The 17,537-nt window shown below is 63.1% G+C and carries 16 protein-coding genes and 1 tRNA gene; 6 read left to right on the top strand and 11 right to left on the bottom strand.

The features are described 5' to 3' along the window. Positions 1 to 3: 3 nt before the first annotated feature. The gene (locus CBB63_RS01290) at positions 4 to 921 is read right to left on the bottom strand and encodes a lipid A-modifier LpxR family protein (protein ID WP_286697847.1); all 918 of its coding nucleotides are present in this window, start codon (positions 919 to 921) and stop codon (positions 4 to 6) included. A 184-nt stretch (positions 922 to 1,105) separates the two neighbouring features. Between CBB63_RS01290 and CBB63_RS01295 the strand changes: the two genes are divergently transcribed. Continuing rightward, a complete protein-coding gene (locus tag CBB63_RS01295) occupies positions 1,106 to 1,630 on the top strand; it encodes a winged helix DNA-binding protein (protein WP_174226595.1) in 525 nt (174 codons plus the stop codon). Here the strand turns inward: CBB63_RS01295 and eda are convergent. Together eda and edd are read right to left on the bottom strand one after the other, a co-directional pair. Then, positions 1,627 to 2,274 (bottom strand): bifunctional 4-hydroxy-2-oxoglutarate aldolase/2-dehydro-3-deoxy-phosphogluconate aldolase, encoded by a 648-nt coding sequence (gene eda / locus CBB63_RS01300; RefSeq protein WP_005851466.1) that lies wholly within the window; start codon positions 2,272 to 2,274, stop codon positions 1,627 to 1,629. The genes CBB63_RS01295 and eda overlap by 4 nt on opposite strands. A 21-nt stretch (positions 2,275 to 2,295) precedes the next feature. Next, positions 2,296 to 4,098: a phosphogluconate dehydratase gene (gene edd, locus CBB63_RS01305; RefSeq protein WP_286697848.1), complete on the bottom strand. Its 1,803-nt coding sequence runs from the start codon at positions 4,096 to 4,098 to the stop codon at positions 2,296 to 2,298. A 169-nt stretch (positions 4,099 to 4,267) separates the two neighbouring features. Between edd and CBB63_RS01310 the strand changes: the two genes are divergently transcribed. Together CBB63_RS01310 and nagA are read left to right on the top strand one after the other, a co-directional pair. Next, positions 4,268 to 5,143, top strand: a complete 876-nt coding sequence (locus CBB63_RS01310; RefSeq protein ID WP_005851462.1) for a glucosamine kinase nucleotide-binding domain-containing protein — start codon at positions 4,268 to 4,270, stop codon at positions 5,141 to 5,143. Beyond that, positions 5,140 to 6,270 carry an N-acetylglucosamine-6-phosphate deacetylase gene (nagA, locus tag CBB63_RS01315; protein ID WP_286697849.1) on the top strand — a complete coding sequence of 377 codons (1,131 nt, stop codon included), beginning with the start codon at positions 5,140 to 5,142 and terminating at the stop codon, positions 6,268 to 6,270. The genes CBB63_RS01310 and nagA overlap by 4 nt, the downstream gene beginning before the upstream one ends. 89 nt (positions 6,271 to 6,359) lie before the next feature. On the opposite strand, the gene CBB63_RS01320 is transcribed toward nagA, so the two are convergent. The 6 genes from CBB63_RS01320 to CBB63_RS01350 all read right to left on the bottom strand — a co-directional run bounded on the left by CBB63_RS01320 (position 6,360) and on the right by CBB63_RS01350 (position 13,428). Beyond that, a complete protein-coding gene (locus CBB63_RS01320; protein ID WP_258182285.1) occupies positions 6,360 to 6,881 on the bottom strand; it encodes a UGSC family (seleno)protein in 522 nt (173 codons plus the stop codon). Positions 6,882 to 8,558: 1,677 nt separating this feature from the next. Continuing rightward, positions 8,559 to 8,653 (bottom strand) — tRNA-Sec (locus CBB63_RS01330). 41 nt (positions 8,654 to 8,694) lie between these two features. Next, a complete protein-coding gene (selB, locus tag CBB63_RS01335) occupies positions 8,695 to 10,566 on the bottom strand; it encodes a selenocysteine-specific translation elongation factor (RefSeq protein ID WP_286697851.1) in 1,872 nt (623 codons plus the stop codon). Beyond that, positions 10,563 to 11,954: an L-seryl-tRNA(Sec) selenium transferase gene (selA, locus tag CBB63_RS01340; RefSeq protein WP_502695836.1), complete on the bottom strand. Its 1,392-nt coding sequence runs from the start codon at positions 11,952 to 11,954 to the stop codon at positions 10,563 to 10,565. The genes selB and selA overlap by 4 nt, the downstream gene beginning before the upstream one ends. A gap of 105 nt (positions 11,955 to 12,059) precedes the next feature. After that, entirely contained in the window at positions 12,060 to 12,986 is a 927-nt protein-coding gene (locus CBB63_RS01345) for an MYG1 family protein (protein ID WP_286697853.1), read from the bottom strand. Between the two features lie 130 nt (positions 12,987 to 13,116). Continuing rightward, positions 13,117 to 13,428 carry an ETC complex I subunit gene (locus CBB63_RS01350; RefSeq protein WP_286697854.1) on the bottom strand — a complete coding sequence of 104 codons (312 nt, stop codon included), beginning with the start codon at positions 13,426 to 13,428 and terminating at the stop codon, positions 13,117 to 13,119. Positions 13,429 to 13,953: 525 nt separating this feature from the next. Between CBB63_RS01350 and uvrB the strand changes: the two genes are divergently transcribed. Then, entirely contained in the window at positions 13,954 to 16,170 is a 2,217-nt protein-coding gene (gene uvrB / locus CBB63_RS01360; RefSeq protein ID WP_286697856.1) for an excinuclease ABC subunit UvrB, read from the top strand. Between the two features lie 9 nt (positions 16,171 to 16,179). Here uvrB and CBB63_RS01365 read toward each other — a convergent pair whose 3' ends face one another. Beyond that, positions 16,180 to 16,365: a DUF3008 family protein gene (locus CBB63_RS01365; protein ID WP_005851426.1), complete on the bottom strand. Its 186-nt coding sequence runs from the start codon at positions 16,363 to 16,365 to the stop codon at positions 16,180 to 16,182. A 167-nt stretch (positions 16,366 to 16,532) separates the two neighbouring features. Here CBB63_RS01365 and CBB63_RS01370 point away from each other — a divergent pair, with 167 nt between their 5' ends. After that, positions 16,533 to 16,787, top strand: coding sequence for a hypothetical protein (locus CBB63_RS01370; protein ID WP_005851424.1), 255 nt, complete (start codon positions 16,533 to 16,535; stop codon positions 16,785 to 16,787). A 73-nt stretch (positions 16,788 to 16,860) separates the two neighbouring features. Here the strand turns inward: CBB63_RS01370 and CBB63_RS01375 are convergent, their stop codons facing one another. Beyond that, positions 16,861 to 17,139: a hypothetical protein gene (locus CBB63_RS01375; protein ID WP_074635974.1), complete on the bottom strand. Its 279-nt coding sequence runs from the start codon at positions 17,137 to 17,139 to the stop codon at positions 16,861 to 16,863. A gap of 155 nt (positions 17,140 to 17,294) precedes the next feature. Here CBB63_RS01375 and CBB63_RS01380 point away from each other — a divergent pair, with 155 nt between their 5' ends. Continuing rightward, entirely contained in the window at positions 17,295 to 17,480 is a 186-nt protein-coding gene (locus tag CBB63_RS01380; RefSeq protein ID WP_005851419.1) for a PLDc N-terminal domain-containing protein, read from the top strand. Positions 17,481 to 17,537 lie beyond the last annotated feature (57 nt).

Consider the following 17,537-nt stretch of genomic DNA (forward strand, 5'->3'; position numbering starts at 1 on the left):
GCGTCAGAAGTCGATCTTGATGCGTACAGAGCCGACAAGCTGGTGATCGGGCTGCGTCTCGTATTCCTTGCCCAGCCACGTCAGACCATAGAACGCCGAGGCCCGCTTGCCCTGCCAATGCACCCCGGCACGCACACGATCGCGGCGCGGGGTCAGGTCATAGCCACGATCCGACGGCAGGAACACGCTGTCGCTGACGCGCGCGATATCGGCCCCAACGACAAAGCCAAAGCCCGATGCGTCGCGGTTCTGCACTACGCGGTAACGCTGGCCGGTGGTGCTGTCGCGCACCAACATTTCCCCGCGTGTGATGTCGCCAAAGGTCAGGTCAAAGCCCGTGCGAACGAATGTCTCTATGCCCGCCTGCCCCTCGACAAAGGGGCGCAGGCTTGTCCGCGCGCCAAGCGGAAAGCTGCGCCCGATCTCGACCAGAACCGTAGGGTGAAAGCCGTCTTCGATCTGGTTATCCAACACCCGATCAGATGGCGAGGTCGCGTCGATGATGTCGTGAATACCCCGTTGCAGATCATCCAGATGGGTCTGCGGACCGGTCGCATAGATCGCCGCCCCGACCGAGTATTCCACGGCATCGCGTTCGAAATGGGTGTGCATTCCGACGGACAGGGCACCGGCCCAGGGGCGCGATCCGGCTTGCGGGCGACGCAGGTTCGCAGGGGCCAGCACCTCTACCCCCAAACGCAGCTCGATCAACTGCCCAAAGCGGTCCGGCAAGCGCCCCGTCCACGCCGGCCCCCAGACGCGGGACGACACATAGGAGCCCGTGCGCTCGCGGTCGCGAAACTCTCCGATGGAATCATTGGAAATCAGACGGCCATAGCCAAGGCGTTCCCGCTCTGTCGCCTGTGCATCCACGGGCAAAAGCAAAAGCGCGGCCAATACCGGTACAAGAAATCGCAGCATCGTCACTCCTATCGCAATGGCTGTAAGGGTCGGCACCCGTTACCCCTTTGCTACCGCGCCCTGCCGCGTCGCGCTATCCTTGGTACATTTTTCTCGGGCGGGCGTGTCCTTGGCGCACAGACGGATTGCGCGATACCGACAATTCGCTAACATAACGACAGTGAAAACCAGCCTTGAGGCACTGATGTCAGACCCAAAATCGCACCCGTCCCGCCGCATCGTCTCGTCCCGTCACCTTGCCGAGGGCGAAGGATGGGAGGCGTCAGAGCTCGAATACGGGATGATCATCGCCTACAACGCCTTCTCGCGCTGGATGTCGCGCTGCATGGCGGCGGCGGGCAATGCCGACCTGACCCCGCTGGAAATACTGGTGCTGCACAACACCAACCACCGCGACCGTGAAAAACGGCTGACGGACATCTGCTTTCTGCTGAATATCGAAGATACGCATACGGTGAACTACGCGCTGCGCAAACTGCTGAAATCCGGCCTGCTAGAGGCCGAGAAACGCGGAAAAGAGGTGTTCTATCGCACCTCCGCCAGCGGGGCCGAGCTGATAGAGACCTACCGCGCGGTGCGCAACACCTGCCTGATCGACAGCATGGGGCGCACCGATATCAAAGGCGACGACCTGCGCGAGATCGCGGCGCAGCTGCGCGCGATCTCGGGACAGTATGATCAGGCCAGCCGCGCGGCGGCGTCGCTTTAGCCGCGGCTGCCAAGGGTACTGGCGGCGCGGGCCAACTCGGTGATCGCCGCCCAATCGCCCTTGCGCATCAGATTGTCCGGCGCGACCCAGCTGCCGCCCGCGCACACCACATTGGGCAGCGACAGGTAGCTTTCCGCATTGGCAGGGCTCACGCCACCCGTGGGGCAGAACCGCACCTGAGGCAGCGGCGAGGACAGCGATTTCAGGAAGGGTGCCCCACCCGCAGCTTCGGCTGGGAAGAACTTGAGCATATCATAGCCGCGTTCATAAAGACGCATCGCCTCTGACGCGGTGGCGGCACCGGGCAACATCGGCAGACCCAGATCTTCGGCCGCTTGCAGCAGTTTATCCGTGGCACCGGGCGACACCCCAAAGGTCGCGCCCGCATCCACCGCACGTTTGACATCATCGGGGGTCAGCAACGTGCCCGCCCCGACAACGCCGCCTTCGACCTTTGCCATCTCGGCAATGACCTCAAGCGCGGCATCGGTGCGCAGCGTCACCTCTAGCGCGGGCAAGCCGCCTGCGACCAAAGCTTCGGCCAGAGGGCGGGCGTGCAGCGCGTCATGCACCACCAGGACCGGCACGATGGGGGCACGTTTACAGATGGCATAGGCAGCGGCGCTGGCGTCTTGCGGGGTCATCGGATCATCCTCTGGTCAGGTTCAAATGCTGCTGGCGCCGGTATCAGCCGGGCCAACCGTGTTGCGGAAAGTGGCAAACAGCTCGCGCCCCTGCCCGTATTCATTGCCCGACAGATCAGCTGTGGCGACCGGGCGCTCCATCGCGCCGGGGGTCAGGACCGTCAGCTGCCCGTCGCGGGCGTCGACGCGCACGATATCACCGTCTTGCAAACGTGCAATCGGCCCGCCGTCCACCGCTTCGGGACACACGTGGATCGCGCTCAATACCTTGCCCGAGGCACCGGACATACGCCCGTCGGTGACCAGCGCCACCTTCAGCCCGCGCGCCTGCAGGTTCGCCAGCACCGGCGTCAGGCTGTGCAATTCGGGCATGCCGTTGGCCTTGGGCCCCTGAAAACGCACGACGACGATGACATCCTCGTTGAACTCACCATTGCGATAGGCGTCTTTCACGCTTTCCTGATCATGGAACACGCGGATCGGGGCTTCGACGATGTGATGCTCCGGCTTCACGGCAGAGACTTTGGTGACCGCATTGCCAAGGTTCCCCGCCAGACGTTTCAACCCGCCCGTGGGCTGGAAAGGGTCGCCAATGGGGCGCACGATCTTTTCGTTCAGCGTCTCGGTCGGGCCTGCGACCCATTCGACGGCGCCATCCTTGAGCTTGGGGTCTTGGGTATAGCGCGACAGCCCGTCGCCCGCGATGGTCTTGACCTCGTCATGCAGCAAGCCGCCCGCCATGAGCTGACCGATCATAAAGCCCAAGCCCCCCGCCGCGTGGAAGTGGTTCACATCGGCCAAGCCGTTCGGATAGACCCGCGCCAGCAGCGGCGTGACATCGGCAAGATCCGAGAAATCCTGCCAGTCCAGCACGATCCCACCGGCCCGCGCCATCGCGACAAGGTGGATCAGCAGGTTGGTCGACCCGCCCGTCGCATGCAGGCCGACGATGCCGTTCACATAGGCTTTTTCGTCCAGCACATCGCAAACGGGTGTGTATTCATTGCCCAGATGGCTGATCGCCAGCGCCCGCTGCGTCCCCGCAACGGTCAGCGCATCGCGCAGGGGCGTATTGGGGTTCACAAAGGACGCACCGGGCAGGTGCAGGCCCATGAACTCCATCAACATCTGGTTGGTGTTGGCGGTGCCATAGAAGGTGCAGGTGCCCGGCCCGTGGTAGGCCGCCATCTCCGACGCCATCAGCTCTTCGCGCGTGGCCTCGCCTGCGGCGAATTTCTGGCGCACGATCGCTTTCTCGTCGTTGGAGATGCCCGAGGTCATCGGCCCCGCAGGCAGGAACACCGCCGGCAGATGCCCGAAAGCCTGCGCCGCGATCACCAGACCGGGCACGATCTTGTCACAGACCCCCAGATAGATCGCGGAATCGAAAGTGTTGTGGCTAAGCCCGACGCCCGCCGCCATGGCGATGATGTCACGCGAAAACAGGCTCAGCTCCATCCCCGGGGTGCCTTGGGTCACGCCATCACACATGGCAGGCACGCCGCCTGCAACCTGTGCCGTCCCGCCCGCCGCGCGCGCGGTGTCGCGGATCAGGGTCGGAAAGCGTTCAAAAGGCTGGTGCGCCGACAGCATGTCATTATAAGTCGTGATAATCCCGATATTGCCCGCCGATTGCGTCGCCAGCGCGGCTTGATCCTGCCCCGCACCGGCATAGGCATGCGCCTGCCCGCTGCACGAAAGATGCGCCCGTGCCGGCCCTTCCTCGGCGGCGCGGCGCATCCGCGCCAGATAGGCACCCCGGCTTGGCGCGCTGCGTTCGATGATCCGGTCGGTGACACGGGCTACGGTATCGTTCAACATCATGCTTTCCTTCGTGACGTGGGTGGGCCTAAGGGCCTTCCTACAAAGACGTGAGTATGTTAGCGCTAACTTATCACGCGCATGTGCCATTTGCAAACCCGTTGCGACCATGGGTAAAACGAATGGCGAAAATTGTCTTTCCCCGCCAAAACAGGTGCCCTAAACAATTCGGATGACACAAATAGACCCTCCTTTCCTGATCGGCGTTGACGGAGGCGGCACCGGTTGCCGCGCCGCTGTTGCCACCCCCGATGGCCGTATCCTTGCCGAAGGCAAAGGCGGGCGGGCGAATGTCAGCACCGATTGCGCCACCGCGATCGACAGCGTGCTGACCGCGACACGCAACGCGATAGAGAGCGCCGGTCTGGATGTCGCCGACATGCCCCGTGCCGTGGCTCATCTGGGGCTCGCCGGATACACGGGGCCGGAAATGGGCCCGCGCGTGCAGGCGGGTCTGCCCTTTGCCAAATCCGTCGTGACCGAAGACACCACCACCACCATCGTCGGTGCCGTCGGAGAGCAGGACTGCCACCTGATCGCCCTTGGCACCGGCACCATCGTGGGCCGCCAAAAGGCCGGCGTGCAGACCTGTATCGGCGGCTGGTGTTATCAGGTCTCGGATCAGGCGTCGGGCGCGTGGCTGGGGCATGGCGTGCTGGAGCAGACCTTGCTCGTCGTCGACGGGATCACCCCCGCCAGCCCCCTGTCGCAGCAGATGCTGGATAAATTCGGCGGTGGCGCGGGCATCGTGCAGTTCAGCCTCAAGGCGCGGCCCGGCGATTTCGCCACCCTCGCCCCCGATGTGGTACAGGCCGCCGCGGCGGGCGACAGCATTGGACGGGCGCTGATGGCAAGCGGGGCCGATTACCTGACCCGCGCCCTGATCGCGCTAGACCATCAACCCGGCGGCCCGCTGTGCCTGACCGGCGGCGTCGGCCCCCATTACGCCGCCTATCTGCCCGACACGCAGACTGCCCATCTGGTCGAAACCAAAGGCCGTGCACTGGATGGGGCAGTCGCACTGGCCCTGCGCGCCGCGCGGGCATGACCGCACCCCTCACCGCCTATACCGGCGCGCGCATTTTTGACGGGCACGATCTGCTGACCGGTCACGCGCTTGTAGTGCACCCCGACGGCATCCCGCGCATCACATCCCTGACCGCGCTGCCGACGGGGGCCAAAACCCGGAGGCTGAACGGGGGCATCCTTTCCCCCGGGTTTGTGGATTTGCAAGTGAACGGCGGGGGCGGCGTGATGCTCAATAGCGCGCCCGATCTGGACACACTGCACACCATGGCCGCCGCGCACCGACGGCTTGGCACCCGCGCATTTCTTCCCACGTTGATCACCGACACCCCCGCCCATAGCCGCGCCGCCATCGCCGCCGTGGCAGAGGCGTTGCACCTGGGCATGCCGGGTATCGCGGGGCTCCACCTTGAAGGGCCGCATCTGAGCGTTGCCCGCAAAGGTGCCCATGACGGCAGCCTGATCCGCCCCCTGTCTGACGATGATATGGCGATGCTGACCGATGCCGTGGCCCGGATCCCGAACCTGATGATGACCCTCGCCCCCGAAAACGCCACCCCCGATCAGATCGCGGCGCTGACGCAGGCGGGCGTGCTGGTATCGCTGGGCCATAGCGATTGCGACTACGACACCGCCATGAGCGCCTTCGACGCCGGTGCCCGCATGGCGACGCATCTGTTCAACGCCATGAGCCAAGCCAACGCGCGCAGTCCGGGGCTGGTGGGGGCGGCGCTTGATCATCCGCGCGTGGCATCCGGCCTGATTGCCGACGGGGTGCATGTCCATCCGGCCATGATCCGCGCCGCACTTGCCGCCAACCGCGGCGCGGCAGAGGTGTTTCTGGTGACCGACGCGATGGCGACTGGCGGCTCTGATATCACCGGCTTCACCCTGAACGACCGCGAGATCCTGCGCCGCGACGGACGGTTGACGCTGGCCGACGGAACGCTGGCCGGGGCCGACCTGACCCTGCTGCAAGCCGTGCGCTATATGCACAACACCGTGGGCGAGCCGTTAGAGCGGGCGCTGGCCCGTGCCACAGTAATCCCCGCGCAACTGCTGGCGCACCCACCAGAAGCGGACAGCGTCGATGCGATGATCTGGATCAACGACGACCTGTCAGAGCTGCACTGGCTGACCGAGCTGTAACGCCCGCCCAACACTCGCCCGCGAAAAAAAAGGCGGCGCAGGTTTCCCGCGCCGCCCTATGTCTTTTGCGTCTATGTCTTTCACGTCACTCACGCGTCGCGCAACGCCCCGATGATCTGGTCGAACGCCTCACGCGCCTTGGCTCGCATTTCGTCGTCCGTGGCATCCTGAATAGGATGCGGCACCAGCACATAGCGCGCGCCCTCCATGCCTAAGGCCTTGCGCTGCGTTTCCGCGGCTTGGCCAAACACGCTTGAAGCAATGGAAACAGACGGGATCCCCTGGATTTCAAACCAGACTGTATCGTGCATACTGCACGTGGTACATGATCCTCAGTCCGCCAGCCCTTCGACCAGAAAGTCGCATTCATCGCGGATCTGGTGGCGCAGCGTGTCGGGGCACGGCTTGGCGAAAGTCGGCTTGGTATAATGCCGGATCTCAACGCCGGGTGCGTTTTCGGTCAACAACCTGTCCAGTTCATCCAGCAGGATATTGCCGCGCGGCTTGCTGATGTTCAGCAGCCCGACAACCCCCTGCACCGAACCGGACCGTTCGCTGATCTGACGCGCGACGGGGACACGTTCGTCCGTCGGGTCAAGAATTATTGTCATTCACGTCCTCCTCTGCTGTGAAAGCTAGCCTAGATCGATCTTTCTGGAAACGGAAATCGACCCCACCTCCCCGGTGGCCCACCCGTGGAACGCGGACGAGAATTTGCCCGCATCGCCACCGGCCACGACGATATGGATATATTCCTTGCCCGCAAATTTAGGGGCCAACTGCGCCAGTTTTTCCGGCCCCATGCGTTCCGCGTCCGCCACGGGGATACCCGCGCCCGAATGGTCATCCTGCACCATCTCCGACAAGGGGCGCGCCGTGACCTCCTGGATACGGTCGCGCAGCCTGTCCTTGGAGTAGGGGCCATCGACGGTCAGCGTCTGGATATGCTCGGGGCAGACCACCAGCAGCGCGTCAATCGGCAGGTTGTGCATCTTCGGCAGGAACACCCCTTCAAGCCCCTGCCCCAACGACCCCGCGATCTGGTCCGGCCTGCGCGAGGTCTGGTCCACCAGATGCACCGGCCCGCCCGTCATGGCAAAGACAGTCACGACCGAATCCTCCGCCTTGAACCCGCGTTCTACATGCAGCGGCTCCCATGGCGAGGCCGCCTCGTTCTCCGCAAAGCACATNGTNTATTTCATCGGATTGCCCAGNACAGANCGTTCNACCCCGCCNGTGGTCGCCCCGCCNACATTNCGNATNATCANCCGCANNGCGCGCCCGATGGTGGCATTGGCACGGTTNCCNGCNCCCANNGCNCCCANGCCNNCGTTCANNCCGATCTTGTCCACGANNGGNCCGTTCACCACCATNACNGTNGCCGCGCCCATNGTNGTNGCGGTGACNCCGTGGATGTTGAATTCATCCGTGCAGACAGCTTCGACGGCTGCGATNACNACGGGCAGATATTCGGGCTTACACCCCGCCATCACCGCNTTGATCGCGATCTTTTCNACCGTGGCGATACCCATNTTNGGCGGCACNGTGGCNATNACATCCTGCGGATCACGATGCGTCCCTTCCANCATGCGGATCACCCGTTCNGGCGTCGGCGGCACCANGGGCAACCCGTCCGAGAACCCCTGATCGAACATGAATTCCGCCATGTCATCGCCGCTGGCGACCTCNACCTTGCGGGCGCGCANNCGGCTGCCTTCGGCCTCTGCCCGCAGCGCGTCGTAGACCTCGGGGTCAAAGTGTTTCGACCCGCATCCNGGNCGCCAGGCGGGCANGCTGTCCCAATCGATCTGCGCCGCAGCTTTGCCCGTCGCACGGGCCATCTGGTCGGACAATGCCTGCCAGTCATCGCGCACGAAGCCTTCGAAGTGGGTCACGACAGCGCCGCTTTCATCNATCCAGTAGAGCGCGGGCACNATCTCGAAATCCCAGTCGAACGAGGTCTTGCAGCCCGCATCCTCAAGCACCGGCATGGTCAGCCCGTGGCGCTGCGCGAAATCGCCGTTCTTCTCGCCGGATTGCCCCGGCACCAGAAACCGCACCGCATCGCCATAGGCCTGCGACAGCGCCTGCAGCACCGGGCCCGCGATATTGCAGGTCTCGCAATCCTCTTTNACGAAACAGANCAGCGCAGGGCCCGTGCCGTCAAAANNGTGGGCCGCGCCTTGCAGATCCTTCAGGGTAAATTCCGGTTTCCGATCACTCATGTCGCCCCCTCCCAAGTATGCCGCTGCATACTGTGGGGGATCGTCAGGCATGTCCAGACAGCTTGGCGGAGACGGATGGGAATCGAACCCACCACACGCCGTATCGACGCGTCCATGGTTTTGAAGACCAGGGAAGCCACCAGACTCCGGTCGTCTCCGCGTTGCCACACCGTAGCCCTGCCGCAGGGCAAGCGAAAGCCTAATGCGNCTGCGGCGCGATCTGCCGCGTGTCACCAATCCGCAGGGTGATGCCAAGCGCATCCAGATGCTCAAGCAGCGGCACGATGAACTTGCGGCTGGTGTCCAAAGCGGTGCGCGCCTCGCTGGTGGTAAAGGCCGTGGGCGGGGGGAAGCTTGCCGCAAGGCTCCGCTGCGCNTGACCGATGGTCGCCGCGTGAAACACGACTTGTTGTTTCAGCGCGATATTCGCCAAGGACACCAACCGCCCCTGCGCCACCATCAGCGCGATCANATCCGCGTCNTCAGGCGCATCGAACTGCCGCACATCNGGGGGGGAGGTGCCGCCTGTGCGCATACTCTCTTCGATCTCGGTCAAGCGGGCAAGCTGTTGCGGGGCAAGTGCTGCAAAGGGGTCATGCCGTGCGAGACTGACCAAACCGTCGCGCAAAACAACCTCTCCACNCCTGTGCAATTCAGCTTGGGCGAAAGGCACCAAACCCCGCAGTGGCGTCACCCGTTGCAGTACCGCAAGGGCCGCCCCCTGCTTGATCGGGTGGTCGGTATGAAAGCGCTGCAAAGCCGCCACCACCGCCGTTTGCACCGTGGCGAGATCGTCAGCCAGCGCGATATGTTCCGGCGATAACCGCACAACGCCNGNGGGCAGCGCAGCCGTCGCATCGCAGCGCGCCAACCGGACAANATCAGNCCACAGCGCCACCCCGCGCCCCTGCGCACAAAGCGCTGAGGCAAGGGCGGTNCCATCCTGCTGCTGTGCCGCCTGCATCACCGCCAACCGCCGTCTGTCGCCCGCCCCGACTGCCGTGGCCTGCGGGTCAAGGATCACCGCACCCGCCANCGTCGNCGCAGGGGAAAGCTGGCGCAACACCGCCGCCTGCCCCGCGAACCCCACCACGGGGCGTCTAAAGCGCAACTGCCCCAGCCCCGCGCCCCCCGGCGCGATCTGGCCACCACCCATCAGCCGCAGGGTCGCGACCTCATGCGCCGTGCCCCACAGCACGCGCAAATCCTGCATATGTTTGACCGGTCGCGGTGCCATGTCAGAGACGGTCAACCACACATCCATACAAAGCGTCGCCCCCTGCCCGCCCGTACAGATCACATCGCCGCGGGCAATATCCTCTAGCGCGATACCGCGCAGGTTCACCGCGACCCGCTCGCCCGCCGCGACCCTCTCCCGCGCCGCGCCGCGTGCTTGCAGGCCACGGACCACCGTCGCCGCACCGCTTGGCTGCACGGTTAACGCCGCGCCAACCGCCAACGCGCCACCAAGCAGCGTGCCCGTCACCACCGTTCCGCGTCCCGCCAGTGTGAACGCGCGGTCCACCGGCAGGAACGCCCCCATCGGCGCGGCCCGCGCGGGCAAAGCGTTGAACCGCCGCGCCAAGACCTGCCGCAGATGATCCGTCCCGCCAGCGGTCGTGGCCGAACAAGGCACCAATTCGGCCCCGGTAACGCCTTGCGCGGCAAGGGTATCCGCAATTTCCGCCAGACGGGCGGGCAATGTCGCCTCGGGGATCAAATCCACCTTGGTCACCGCGACCACCGCCACGGGCACCTGCAACAGTCTTGCGATCTGCACATGCTCGCGCGTTTGCGCCGCGATGCCCTCCACGGCCGAGACGACCAGCATCGCGCCCTGCGCGCCGCTCGCACCCGACACCATGGTGCGGATGAAATCCTCGTGCCCGGGCGCGTCAATCAGGTCGAGCGTCCCACCCGCCATCTCGCAATGGGCAAAGCCCAGTGCGATCGACAGGCCACGGGCTTTTTCCTCGGCCAGCCGGTCCGTCTCCATCCCCGTGAGCGCGCGCACCAGCGCCGTCTTGCCATGATCCACATGGCCGATCACAATGACGCAGGCCGATGTCATGTGGCGGCGATCGCGCCCAGCGCCGCGACGATATCGGGCAGCTCGTCATCCNTNACCGNNCGCATGTCCAGCCACAGCTTGCCCTGATGGATACGCCCGACAATGGGCACCACCCCGGCCCGCAAACGATCCGCNAGGGNTTCAGCAGNCAGCGCGGCAGANGCCACGACGACACTGAAACTGTCCANGTCCTGCTGCGGCAGCGACCCGCCGCCGACATAGGCGGCTGACGCCATCACCTCAACATCCAGCCCCTTCACCGCAGCGAGGGAACCCGCGAGCCTTTGCGACCGCGCCTCTACCTCTGCCAAAGGCTGCGAGAGCGCGCGCAAGACCGGCACCCGCGCCAGCGGATCATGGGGCGGCAGGTANAGACGCAAGGTCGCCTCGAGCGCGGCNAGCGACAGCTTGTCNATGCGCAACGCCCGCAGCAACGGGTGCTTGCGTAGCCCCGCGATAATATCCGCCCGTCCCGCGATGATCCCCGCCTGCGGCCCACCAAGCAGCTTGTCGCCCGAGAACATGACCAGATCGACACCCGCCTTGAGGATATCCGCCACCACGGGTTCGTCGCGCAGCCCAAAGGGGGCAAGGTCAATCAGCACGCCGCTGCCCAGATCNTCCATCAGGATCAGATCCCGCTCCGCCGCNAGTTGCGCCAAATCATTGCGNGACGGGGCAGAGGTGAAGCCCACNATNCGAAAGTTGCTGGTGTGGCTTTTCAACAGAACCGCCGTATCCTCGTCCACCGCATCGGCATAATCGCTAAGCCGCGTNTTATTNGTGGCACCGACCTCTTTCAGCTCTGCACCGCTTTGCGCGATCACATCGGGCAGNCGGAAAGACCCGCCAATCTCGATCAGCTCCCCGCGCGAGGCGATCACCTTGCGCCCNGCNGCNGTGCCCATCAGGGCCAAGACNACCGCCGCGGCNCAGTTNTTCACGATCAGCGCCGCCTCTGCGCCNGTCANNTGNCAGATCAGCGCCTCGGCATGGTCATAGCGCGACCCGCGCTTGCCGGTTTTCAGGTTCAGCTCAAGGTTCGAAGGCCGCGCANCGATCTGGTCCATCGCCTGCANCGCCTCGGGGGCAAGACGGGCGCGGCCCAGATTGGTGTGGATGATGATACCCGTGGCATTGATGACAGGGCGCAGGTTCGGCTGGCGGGCTGCCTTTATCCGGTCGGCAAGGCTATGGGAAAAGAGTTCACTGGCGAAATCAGGCAAGCCGACCACCCCGCCGCCCCGAATATCACGGCGCAGCTGGTCGAGCGTTTCGCGCAGGGCGCGGCGCACCTCGTCGTGGCTGTAGGTCGCAACCAAAGACGCCACATGCGGTTGCTGCAACAGCGTATCGATCTGTGGCAAATGTCTAAGCTGGCTGTTCACGCGTCACGCCCCCCGATGGCTGAACGCGCAGTGTAATCGCGCGNGCCACGGGGGCAAGCCGGAACGCAGGCCACAGGCGGGCGACCAAAAGGCCCGCCGCGCGNGTTACGCTGCCAGCGCTTCCTTCACCGCGATGTCGGCCATCTGCAAAATCGCCTCGCGGCTATCGGCGACGGCGATAAAGCGGCCGTTGTGGCAGAACTTTGCCCCNTTGACGCCCGATGCTTCCTCAAGCGCGGCGTCTTTTTGACCCGCCCAAGCCACCGGAAGATCAGCGCGGTTCTCGAACGTATCATCCCCCGACCGGATCGTTGTCAGCGTCCATTCCTCGCCGCGCGGGTGGATGACGAACANCAGATGATCCGCCCCCGCCTTCACCACGGCCCCGCGAAACGGCATGCCCATGGGCAGGTCCAGCACATGGCCCTCGCCCGCAGCATCAATGGCGGTCATGACCATCGCTTCGGCGCGGAACTTGGCGGCTTTGCGACGGATCGACGCTTCGACAAAGGCGCGCGCAATGGGCAAGGCGGCGGCAAAGGCGCGGTCGTCCACGCCTTCCTCGCGGTCATCGAAGACGGGTTTCAGGCTTTCCAACAGCGCGGGCAAGGTCAGACCGGCAAACAGCGGCCCCGCCTCTGACGCGTTGACGGCACCATTATCCAGCAGGTCNATCGGCAGAACAAANCCGCGATCNAAACTGTCGTGGATGGCATTCACATCCGCCTCGGGCACGTCGAGCGCGCGCAGATAATCATGCCCGTANTGCGCCCAGATCAGCCCGAAAGAGCTATAGGGCTGCCCGTCTTCACGCAGNGGATTGGGACGTTGATGGTGATCGAAAATCCCTGCNTCGGCATCAAAGTCACCGCCCACGTCGTAGATGATGCGCCCCTCGGCCGGTGTGATCAGCGCCTTGTCGCGGCTGCGCAGNACCGTGGCGTCTGGAAACAGCCGCGTCAGGATGACAGAGGATAGGAGTTCATCCGCNTGAAAACCGCCTGAGTGGGTCACGAGTTGGGTGATCGTCATGTTTCTGTACCTTTGCGCATCTGTTCAGCAGGTCGAAATGAAAACGGGCGACCGTGNGAGNGGCCGCCCTGTNAATATGTATNGCTCACACCGCCCGTCACGGGCCTAGCATAAGAAAACGTAGAAAGAGTTAATGCGTCCAGGCCCCGCGGCGCCCTGTGGCGAAATTCTCGCCATAGCCGCCGGCGCGGACATTTGCGCGGCGTTTGTTGGGGTCTTGCACCAGCGCGTCGATGTTGTGGTCNCGGGCGTATTCCACCGCTTCTTCCTTGGTGGCGAACTGCAANCGCACCTGCGTTTGCGTGTCNTTNGANGANGTCCANCCCATCAACGGGTCAATCTCGCGCGCGTGCTCTGGGTCGAATTCCAGCAACCAGACACGGGTTTTGGCCGTGCCAGAGGACATGGCAGTTCGGGAAGGCTGATAAATACGCGCGCGCATAGCTGAATCTCCGCTGTGATCAGGCGGTTTATCAGCCAAATACGGCCAAGGATCAAGGCATCACAGTGATTTGTGCCGAATTCGCGTTACATATGCTGCGGCGCAGCATAGACTGACTTCATGCAATCGGAGCACCTCTCATGAACCCCCTGACCCTGATGACGCTCAATGCCAACCTCGCCAAGCTGATGATCGACACCCAAGCCGTTATGACGCTTAGGCTTTTGGGGATGGCCGGNGCCCTTCCCCAGACCCGCGGAGAGAACGCCCGCATGGTNAATGAAAAAGGCCCCGCCATGGCNAAAGCCTATCAGGCGGCCACCAAAGCCGCCTTTGCCGGGGGCACGCCCGACCAGATTTTCTCGGCCGCGATGGTGCCGGTCAGCAAAAAGGTNAGNGCCAACCGCAAGCGACTGACCAAATAAGCCNGCGACGAAAGCGACATATGCGCGTCGNGCAAGGCTNNGCCCCTTGAACCCGCGCGAAAACATGACACCTTAGGGAACACCCCCAAAGGACGATGTTATGGCCTACGCCCACTCTGACAGTCTGCCCGAGCGCAAAGACGCCTATCTTGCCAATCCCGCGCCCAACGTGCGCGAGCGCCCCAAGCTCGAGGGCGGCAAGAAGTTCAANCTGGCGACCGAATTCGAACCCGCNGGCGACCAGCCCACGGCGATCAAGGAACTGTCCGAAGGGGTGCGGTCGGGCGAACGCGATCAGGTGCTTTTGGGGGCCACGGGGACGGGCAAGACGTTCACGATGGCCAAGGTGATCGAGGAAACGCAGCGCCCCGCGATCATCCTCGCGCCGAACAANACGCTGGCGGCGCAGCTTTACGGCGAATTCAANGGGTTCTTNCCCGACAACGCNGTGGAATATTTCGTCTCATACTACGACTACTACCAGCCNGAAGCCTATGTCGCGCGGTCCGATACCTTCATCGAGAAGGAAAGCCAGATCAACGAACAAATCGACCGGATGCGCCACTCTGCCACGCGGGCGCTGCTGGAACGCGATGACGTGATCATCATCGCGTCGGTGTCGTGCATCTACGGGATCGGCTCGGTCGAGACCTATGGCGCGATGACGCAGGACCTCAAGACCGGCAACAACTATGACCAACGCCAAGTGATCGCGGACCTGATCGCGCAGGCGTATAAACGCAATGACGCCGCTTTCCAGCGCGGCACTTTCCGCGTGCGCGGCGACAGCCTTGAAATCTTTCCGGCCCACCTTGAGGACCGCGCATGGCGTCTGTCCTTCTTTGGCGAAGAGCTGGAAAGCATCACCGAATTCGACCCGCTCACCGGCGAGAAAACCGGCACTTTCGACCAGATCCGCGTCTATGCGAACAGCCACTATGTGACGCCGAAACCAACGATGAACCAAGCGGTGATCGGCATCAAGAAAGAGCTGCGGATGCGGCTGGACCAGCTCGTCGCCGAAGGAAAGCTGCTGGAAGCGCAACGGCTTGAACAGCGCTGCAACTTCGACATCGAGATGCTTGAAGCCACCGGCGTCTGCAACGGGATCGAGAACTATTCGCGCTACCTCACGGGCCGCGCCCCCGGAGAGCCGCCCCCCACGCTGTTCGAATTCATCCCCGACAACGCGATTGTCTTTGCAGACGAAAGCCACGTCTCCGTGCCGCAGATCGGCGGGATGTACAAAGGCGACTACCGACGCAAATTCACGCTGGCCGAACACGGGTTCCGCCTGCCCTCTTGCATGGATAACCGCCCCCTTAAGTTCGAGGAATGGGATGCCATGCGGCCGCAGTCGGTCTTTGTCTCGGCCACCCCCGCCGCGTGGGAAATCGAACAATCCGGCGGTGTGTTTACCGAACAGATCATTCGCCCCACCGGCCTGATCGACCCCAAGATCGAGATTCGCCCTGTCGAAATGCAGGTCGACGATCTGCTGGACGAGGTGCGCAAGGTCGCCGCCGACGGCTATCGCACGCTATGTACCGTGCTGACCAAACGCATGGCCGAAGACCTGACCGAATACATGCACGAACAGGGCATCCGCGTGCGCTATATGCACAGCGATATCGACACGATCGAACGTATCGAAATCCTGCGCGACCTGCGGCTTGGTGCTTTCGACGTGCTGATCGGGATCAACCTTCTGCGCGAAGGCTTGGACATTCCCGAATGTGGGCTGGTGGCGATTCTCGATGCGGATAAGGAAGGGTTCCTGCGCTCGGAGACCTCGCTGATCCAGACCATCGGGCGGGCCGCGCGGAACGCCGAAGGTCGCGTGATCATGTACGCCGACCGCATCACCGGCTCGATGGAGCGTGCGATTGGCGAAACCGACCGCCGTCGCGCCAAGCAGCTGGCCTATAACGAAGAACACGGGATCACGCCGACAACGGTCAAGAAGAACGTCGATGATATCCTCGCCGGTCTCTACAAAGGCGATGTGGACATGAGCCGCGTCACGGCCAAGATCGACAATCCGCTCGCCGGCGGCAACCTGCAGACCGTGCTCGACGGGCTACGCACCGATATGCGCAAAGCGGCCGAGAACCTCGAATTCGAGGAAGCCGCACGCCTGCGCGACGAGGTCAAGCGGCTCGAATCTGTCGATCTGGCCATCGCCGACGATCCGATGGCGCGTCAGTACGCTGTCGAAAAAGCCGTCGACGACGCGCAAAAGGCGTCGGGCCGATCAACCGGCGGTCGCGGCGGGATGCGCGGTGGCAAATCCCGCTACGGCGGCAAAAAACGCTAGGCGGCGCGTCTAGTCATCCACCTCGTCCGGCAACCCGTCATGGTCGGTCGAGGCCATCTCCTCCAGCTCGTCCTCCGACATGCTGTCGTACATATCTTTCGACGCGCCTTGCAGGTCCTTGACCTTGGTCTCGCCCCGCTTGGCAGACAGGGCTGCACCGGCGGCGCGTTGTTGAGCTTTCGATTGGGCTTTCATCGCTGTCTCCTGTCAGTTGGATGTAGCGGCACAACCCGTCCACCCGCCCGCAGTTCCCCTGTTACGGCTTGGCGCATAATTATTTTCATGCGCCCGTTGCAAGGTGATTGCTTTGCACCCGCACCCACCCCACATTCGGAGTCTGCGCTTTATCCGGAGGATCCCAAATGCGCCTGATCGCCCTTGCTACACTGGGCCTGACCGCCCTCTCTGCCCCCGCCTTTGCCGATGAGACAACCGGCACGATCCTTGCCTATGACCGCCTTGCGAATATCATCGTCCTGCAAGACAAATCATCCTGGACGCTGGATGCCAAAACCCTTGTTCCGTCCGACCTGATGGCGGGCGATAAAGTCACGCTGACCTTCGCCTCCGACGGCGACAACGGTGCGAAACCCGCGACCAAACTGACCCGCAACTAAGCCCTCTCCCATAACAAAAGCGCCCCCTGACCAAATCAGAGGGCGCTTTCTGCGTTCAAACCATCAAACGATATCAGTCACCTGCGGGCGGAGTAACCTCAATACCGGGGACGGTGATCGTTTTCTCTTCGGTGGTCACTTCAACGTCGGGGACTTCAACGTCGACCTCTTCTTCAGTCACGGAAACCGAACCGGTCTGTGCGTCAAACTCGGGCAGGTTGCCGCCTTCAACGGACACATCAACATCCGGCAGCGACCCTTCTTCAGTCTGATCGATATCGATGAAAAAGATCGCAAATGCGATGACCAGAATTGCGGCAAGGCCTGCGATTACTGCGGTAGAGGTCTTCATAGTATTTCCTTCCAAATTCACTTGCCGTTCTAGGCGATGCAAGGGCAACTCGGCGAAGCGGGAAATGGTTCCAGTAACATTTTCGGGAACATCTGGGCCGAACGGGAAGTTGTGACCCCAGACAGTAATGCAGATTACAACCTAGGAGCTTTACAATGGAATTCGGCCTTCTCGGACTCATTATCCTGATCGCAGACATCTACGCGATCTATCAAATCTTCACCTCCGGCGCTTCGGGGCTTGCGAAAATCCTCTGGATTCTTGGCGTCCTGATCTTCCCGGTCGTCGGCTTTATCGTATGGCTGATCGCTGGCCCACGCGGCGGCAGCGTCAACGTCTAAGCGACGCACACAGGTTTTGACAAAGGCCCGTAGCATTGCTGCGGGCCTTTTCTCATG

This window comes from Sulfitobacter sp. TMED3 (genome assembly GCF_002167505.1).
In the GTDB taxonomy this organism is placed as follows: Bacteria; Pseudomonadota; Alphaproteobacteria; order Rhodobacterales; family Rhodobacteraceae; genus Sulfitobacter; species Sulfitobacter pontiacus.